Below are 7,076 nucleotides of genomic sequence, written 5' to 3' on the forward strand. Positions count from 1 at the left end.
CTGGAGTGCTGACCAAAAGCGTTTTGTCTACAGTCTGAGCAAATAGTAAAATATTTGCTCTCTTTTTGTTTTATACCGAAGAAAGGAAGTATAATGGAAGAATTCAAATTGTACCGTATTTCGGATGAATATGTGGAATGGCTTCGAGAGGATTTCCCGAATGTATATTCCAGCAAAGTGAATGCAAGGAGCTAAGCAGAAAGCAATGAATGATATGACTGCAGGATATGTAAAATCAGCATTGGATTATCATGCATTAGAAGCCCGGTGCGATTTATTTGAACGTAAGTAGAATGAGGTTATAGAATTTTTAGAAATCCTTCATTTTACTATAATTGTTTTCTGACAGATAAGGTGTTATCATAACATTATCAAGAAAAGCCAATCACCACAGGCGAAGCAAAGTGGATGATCCGGAGACGATTTTCACCGCCCCCGCGCTGGCAGAAAGAAAGAGGCGCGTGTTTATGGAACAACATGATTTAAGTAAGATCCAAAAATTACAAGAGAAAGGAAAATCCGACAAGATCATCAAATATCTGAGTTCTTCCGATGATACCGTGGTGGTAGCTGCACTGGAAGCTCTGAGCCGGATCAAGGATGAAGACAGTGTCAACAGCATTGCCCACATGATCGACAATCCGGATACGAAGATCCGTGTCGAAGCAGCAAAAGCGTTAGGAAGCATCGGCACCGAATATGCCAAGACCTATCTACTGCACAGACTGAATGCAGAACAGGATGAGACCGTGAAGACAGCCATCAAGGAAGCACTTCACACTCTGGCAGAGCATCATTAATTTAATTTGCTTTACTCGTAGTTTTTCTACTTATACATTTTCCCTCTTATTGGCGTCCGGTTCATTCCGGGCGCCTTTTTTGCGAAATTTGGAAAAATCTTGCGACGGGTTCTGCTTGAAGCTACGATGCATATCTATTTATAATAGAACGGTACGTGAAAAAAGTAGTTTTGTAGTCATGGAGGTAGTTTAATGGAAAAATTAAACATTACAACTACAAAGGATAATGAAAAAGTATACAAAATCCTGGGGGATCTGATGAATGCCAACAAGGAATTCCAAATTATGATCACGGTTCCTTCTACGAAAAACGCCAAAGACAGCACAGTAAAAGCGACAGAAAAAAAGGAACAGACCCAGGAAGTCATCCATGACCTGGAAAAGGATGTCACGGATATGATCCATGAGATCGGAGTGCCGGCACATATCAAAGGGTATCAGTATCTGCGGGAAGCTATCATGATGTCGGTAGAGGATCCGGCAATGATCAGTTCTATCACAAAGATCCTGTATCCGACCATCGCCAAGCGGTTCCAGACCACACCCAGCCGCGTGGAGCGCGCTATTCGCCATGCCATTGAGGTTGCCTGGAGCAGAGGGCGCATGGAGACCCTGGATGCCATGTTCGGTTACACGATCGACACGGGCAAAGGCAAACCTACCAATTCTGAATTCATCGCTCTGATCGCCGACAGAATCCGGCTGTCCTACAGATCATGAGAAATTTGAAACGAAAAGTTAGATGAAAAAGTAAATGATGACTGAATAATAGCAATAATTACTTTGTTTTACTTGTATGGTGAAATAAGTAATTATTGCTATTTTTATATAAACTAACTATATGGAAAAACAACGGGATTCAAAATAAAAGATATTGATAAATGAATTTTAAAATGGTATAATTTGTTAAAAAGATGCCACAAATGACTAAAGAAACAACGCTTAACGAATTTAACGATTCAAACGCTTTAAACGAAATACATGAAGTGGAGGAAAAAATGAAGATATCGACAGCAGAAATTAAGATTTATATTATTGAATGCGTAAAAACATATGGCATGTATACTAATGATGATTTTAAAAAATACATAATTCAAAAAAGTGGGAAAATACCTACGAAAAATCAAATTGCCGGAGCTATTGCACAATTAGTTGACTCAAATGATATTTCAAGAGTTGGGAGAGGCTTATATTCTAAAGATATAGAAAGTACATCTGTTAATACGAAAGCATCTTCTAATAATGCTAAAGAGGATACATTAAAAGCTGAAATTTACAATACTTTGAGTAAGGTGGAAAAAGAATTAGTAAGTGCAATAGGTTCGGTTAATGTTTTTGATTTAAATAGTGAAAACTTTGAGATTATAAAGAAGATACGTGGATTAAAAGACACTATAGAAGAAATAAAGGGTCAATGTAAATAGTTGATGATAATTGTGGAAAAGAGGGAATATGCTTCAGGAAAATAGTCGAACAGAATTTAAATCGGAATTAAATGACAAACTGGAAAAAGAAGTTGTAGCATTTCTGAACAATAAAGAGGGAGGAATACTCTATATCGGTTTAGATGATATAGGGAGCCCTATCGGTGTGCCGGAATTAGATTCTACGCAATTGAAAATAGCAGATCGAATAAAAAATAATATTCTTCCATCAACTATGGGATTATTTGATATTGTAACAGAGGAAATAGATAATATTCCAATCATTAAAATTTTGATTTCCAGTGGACTTGAAAAGCCGTATTATATTAAAAAACAAGGGATGTCGCCGAATGGATGTTTTATGCGGATAGGAACATCTACGCAACCGATGCCGACACCGCTGATAGACAATTATTACAGTAAAAGGCTTCATAATACATTAAGAAATATCACATCCCCCAGACAGGATCTGACATTTGCACAATTAAAAATATATTATCAGGAAAGAGGAATGGAGTTAAATGATAAATTTGTAAATTCGCTGGAACTCCTGACCCCGGATGGAAAATATAATTATGTTGCATATTTATTAGCAGATGAAAACGGCATATCAGTAAAGGTCGCAAAATATGCAGGAAAAGATAAAGTAGATCTGATTGAAAATGAAGAATATGGTTATTGTTCTTTGATTAAAGCAACCTATCAAGTGTTGGAAAAATTAAAGATTGAGAATGTTACGAGAACAAAAGTGACAACTGCGCAGAGAACAGAAACAAATCTGGTTGCACCTATTCCTATGCGAGAGGCTGTAATAAATACAATTGTTCATTCTGATTTTACGAGAGAGATCCCTCCGGTTTTTGAAATTTTTAGTGACAGAATGATTTTTACTTCCTATGGAGGATTGATACCGGGACAGAGTGAAGAGGATTTTTTTAGCTGTAGCAGCATGCCAAGAAATCGTGAATTGATGAGAGTATTTAAAGATGTAGGACTTGTGGAACAGCTGGGGTCAGGAATGAGCAGAATTCTCAAAGTATATGATAAGAGCATCTTTCATATTTCAGAGCATTTTATTAAAGTAGAGATTCCATTTTCAACAGAACAAAAAGAGGATACCAATATCATTGCCAATGGCAATGATGTTGGCAATGATATTGGCAATGAAAAGTCGGAAGAAATGGAAACTTTGGAGATCCTAAAAGAAAATCCATTTGTCACAGCAAAACAAATGGCAAAACAAATGAGCATAAGTCCGAGAAAGGTAGCTCGTCTTATAAAGGCACTGAAAGAAGAGGGAAAAATAGTTAGAGTAGGATCGGATCGAAAGGGTTACTGGGAGATTAAAGATTTGTAAATTGTCTCTGCCCTCTTTTCTATGAATCGTAAACATGGTATAATCAATCTATGTTTTGAAATACAAGCCGTAGTATATGTGGAGGGTTTACATGAAAAAAATTCTTTTTGCCGCATCGGAAGGCGTACCTTTTATCAAGACCGGAGGACTTGCGGATGTCGTAGGATCTTTGCCGAAGTATATTGACAAGGAGTATTTTGATGTAAGAGTGTTTATCCCGAAGTATACCTGTATGAAGCAGGAGATGAAGGATAAACTTAGGTATGTGACACATTTCTACATGGATTTCAACTGGCAGAATGTGTATGTAGGTGTTCTGGAGGCAGAGGAAGCCGGAGTACATTATTATTTCATTGATAATGAGAGCTATTTCGGCGGCTTTAAGCCTTATGGAGATGATCCCAGATATGAGATCGAGAAGTATGCATATTTCTGCAAGGCAGTGCTGTCGGCATTACCGCTTTTGAATTTCCAGCCTGATCTGATCCATTGCCATGACTGGCAGACAGGTCTGATACCGGTATACCTGAAGGAGCGTTTCCATGGCGGAGATTTCTACCGCAATATGAAGTCTGTAATCACCATACATAATCTGAAGTTCCAGGGAAAATGGGATGTGAAGACGGTACAGAGCATCACCGGATTGCCGGAGTATTATTTTACCTCTGACAAGCTGGAGGCTTATAAGGATGCAAATCTGTTAAAGGGCGGTATCGTATTCGCGGATGCAGTGACTACCGTAAGTGATACCTATGCGGAGGAGATCAAGACTCCGTTTTACGGTGAGGGCCTGGACGGATTGCTGCGTGCAAGAAGCCATGATCTGCGCGGCATTGTCAACGGTATCGACTATGGAGAGTTCAATCCGGAGACGGACAAAAATATCGTAAAAGCCTATAATGCAGTGAATTTCCGCAAGGAAAAGGTGAAGAATAAGCGTGCCCTGCAGGAAGAGCTTGGACTTCGCGTAGATGATAAGAAGATGATGATCGGTCTGGTATCCAGACTGACAGACCAGAAGGGTCTGGATCTGATCGCTTATGTCATGGATGAACTGTGTCAGGATGATATCCAGTTCGTGGTACTGGGCACCGGTGAGGAACGTTACGAAAATATGTTCCGTCATTTCGACTGGAAGTATGGAGACAAGGTGTCTGCCAATATTTATTATTCGGATGCACTGTCCCATAAAATCTATGCGGCTTGTGATGCTTATCTGATGCCGTCCCTGTTCGAACCCTGCGGCCTGAGTCAGTTGATCGCACTGCGTTACGGTACTGTACCTATCGTCAGAGAGACCGGTGGACTGAAGGATACCGTACAGCCCTATAATGAGTATGAGAGCACCGGCACGGGCTTCAGTTTTACGAATTACAATGCACATGAGATGCTGAATACGATCCGCTATGCGGAGCATATTTACTATGACAGGAAGAGAGAGTGGAATAAGATCGTGGATCGTGCCATGGCCACCGACTACTCCTGGAAGGTATCCGCCGGAAAATACCAGGAGATGTATGACTGGCTGATCGGATAAAGAACTGGAATAAGGTAAGATTACATATGGCAGATAAGAACAGTTCCAAGAACAATTTTATCATGCAGGCGGGAATTCTGGCGGCAGCCGGAATCATCAGCAGAATCATAGGGCTCCTTTACAGGGGCCCTTTACAGAGTGTCATCGGGAATCTGGGACTTGGTTATTACCAGTCAGCGTATAACTATTATACGATCATTCTGTTGATCTCCTCTTATAGTATTCCCTCGGCAATTTCCAAAGCTATCGCACAGAAGCTGGGAGAGAAGGAATACCGTAACGCCCACAGACTGTTCCACGGAGCCATGATCTATGTACTGGTGGTTGGCGGTATAGCCAGCCTTTTTCTGTTTTTCGGAGCGGGATTATTCGTGTCCGGAGCAGCGGTCACAGTACTGCGCACCTTTGCACCGACGATCTTCGTCTATGGTATCCTGGGAGTTTTACGAGGGTATTTCCAGGCACATAAGAGCATGGCGCAGACCTCCGTATCGCAGATCCTGGAGCAGATCGCCAATGCGGTAGTCAGCGTAGGCGCGGCATATCTTCTGATCCAAATGTTTATGGGAACGATGGAGGTTCCGGCGGATCAGGCAGGGCAGGTGATGAGAGCAACCTACGGTGCAGTGGGAAGTGCACTGGGTACTGGTGTCGGCGTATTAGTGGCGCTGCTTTTTATGGCGGGAGTCTATGCTCTGAATCGTGGAATGATCCTGCGCAGAGTGCAGCGTGACAGGCATGAACATGTGGATTCCTACGGACAGATATTCAAGACGATCACACTGGTGGTGACACCGTTTATTTTGAGTACGGCTGTATATAACTTAAGCAGTACGGTCAACAACAGTATCTACACCAAATGGTATCCGTCCCTTCGCAATCTGGATACGGTATCTATTTATGAAAAATATGGTATTTTCTCCGGACAGTCCCTGACAATGTCCAATATTCCCATAGCCTTTGCATCTGCTATGGCTTCTGCCATGATCCCTTCCGTAGCACAGCTGATGGCAGCCCGGGATGTGAAGGGAGCCAGAGAGAAGATCGGACTGGCAGTGAAGACTACCATGGTGATCTCGATTCCCTGCGCTGTGGGACTTTTTGTACTGGCGAAGCCGGTGATCAGTCTGCTGTTCACGAATAAGACGGCAGAGGAATTGAATCTTGCGGCAGCTCTTTTAATGACATTGTCACTGTCGGTTATCTTTTATGCACTGTCGACTCTGAACAGTTCGATTTTGCAGGGACTTGGCAAAGTCAATACCCCGATCATCAATGCGGGGATCTCGCTGGTGGTGCAGACGGTGGCAGCAGTGCTGCTTCTGATGTTCACAAGACTGGATCTGTACAGCATTGCCATCGCTAATACGCTGTATTCCGGTATGATGTGTGTGCTGAACCAGTGGGCGGTAAGAAGAGCGGTAGGCTACCGGCAGGAGATCGTAAAGACTTTCGTCATTCCGGCGTTCGCCTCCGCGTTTATGGGAGCGGCAGCCTGGGCAATCTACGAGGGTCTGTATATGGTGACGAAGTCCATGCGGATCTCTGTCATTCCTGCGATCGTAATTGCTGCTGTAGTCTATTTTGTCATGCTGATATTGATGCGGGGCATCACGGAGCAGGAGCTTCGCAGCTTCCCGAAGGGATATCTGTTAGTGAAGGTAGCGAAGAAGTGCCGATTATTGAGATAATGAGAAGCGATGACAGCTACGATGCTCTAGGTGAAGAAACAGTGAAGAGAATAAGTACAGAAAGGAGTCTGCCTCATGACAATGTTATTGTCGAAGGCAGATTTTTGCGTACATGGGGCGTAGATATAAGGAGCATGCTGATTAAGCCCCGGGGAGATCGAGAGAGCGGGGCGCAGAGAGGCAAAGAAACAAAATAAGCCCTAGGAAGATTGAGGGAGCGGGGCGCAGAGAGGAAAAGAAGCTGATTAAGCCCCGGAAAGATTGAGA

5 protein-coding genes and 1 pseudogene are annotated in these 7,076 nt (G+C 42.4%); all 6 read left to right on the plus strand.

Translation table 11 applies throughout. The annotated features are described in order from the left end of the window. Positions 1-467: 467 nt before the first annotated feature. The 6 genes and pseudogenes from DW835_RS15205 (at position 468) to DW835_RS15230 (ending at position 6,809) form a co-directional block, all read left to right on the plus strand. Positions 468-800, plus strand: coding sequence for a HEAT repeat domain-containing protein (locus tag DW835_RS15205; RefSeq protein WP_117466182.1), 333 nt, complete (start codon positions 468-470; stop codon positions 798-800). A 375-nt stretch (positions 801-1,175) separates the two neighbouring features. Beyond that, positions 1,176-1,520 (plus strand): annotated as a pseudogene (locus tag DW835_RS15210) (sporulation initiation factor Spo0A C-terminal domain-containing protein); the annotation flags it as partial. A gap of 203 nt (positions 1,521-1,723) precedes the next feature. Next, a complete protein-coding gene (locus tag DW835_RS15215; RefSeq protein ID WP_227733207.1) occupies positions 1,724-2,224 on the plus strand; it encodes a hypothetical protein in 501 nt (166 codons plus the stop codon). A gap of 28 nt (positions 2,225-2,252) precedes the next feature. Beyond that, positions 2,253-3,581: an RNA-binding domain-containing protein gene (locus DW835_RS15220; RefSeq protein WP_117466180.1), complete on the plus strand. Its 1,329-nt coding sequence runs from the start codon at positions 2,253-2,255 to the stop codon at positions 3,579-3,581. 91 nt (positions 3,582-3,672) lie between these two features. Continuing rightward, the gene (gene glgA, locus DW835_RS15225) at positions 3,673-5,118 is read left to right on the plus strand and encodes a glycogen synthase GlgA (RefSeq protein WP_117466179.1); all 1,446 of its coding nucleotides are present in this window, start codon (positions 3,673-3,675) and stop codon (positions 5,116-5,118) included. A 26-nt stretch (positions 5,119-5,144) separates the two neighbouring features. Next, a complete protein-coding gene (locus DW835_RS15230) occupies positions 5,145-6,809 on the plus strand; it encodes a polysaccharide biosynthesis protein (RefSeq protein WP_118669642.1) in 1,665 nt (554 codons plus the stop codon). Positions 6,810-7,076: the final 267 nt, after the last annotated feature.

It is taken from the genome of Clostridium sp. AM34-9AC (genome assembly GCF_003480225.1).
Classification (GTDB): domain Bacteria; phylum Bacillota; class Clostridia; order Lachnospirales; family Lachnospiraceae; genus Acetatifactor; species Acetatifactor acetigignens.

Bases quoted from the DNA above. Each gene is read 5' to 3' on its own strand.
- DW835_RS15205 (WP_117466182.1), top strand. From the start codon at position 468: ATGGAACAACATGATTTAAGTAAGATCCAAAAATTACAAGAGAAAGGA.
- DW835_RS15215 (WP_227733207.1), top strand. From the start codon at position 1,724: ATGACTAAAGAAACAACGCTTAACGAATTTAACGATTCAAACGCTTTA.
- DW835_RS15220 (WP_117466180.1), top strand. From the start codon at position 2,253: ATGCTTCAGGAAAATAGTCGAACAGAATTTAAATCGGAATTAAATGAC.
- glgA (WP_117466179.1), top strand. From the start codon at position 3,673: ATGAAAAAAATTCTTTTTGCCGCATCGGAAGGCGTACCTTTTATCAAG.
- DW835_RS15230 (WP_118669642.1), top strand. From the start codon at position 5,145: ATGGCAGATAAGAACAGTTCCAAGAACAATTTTATCATGCAGGCGGGA.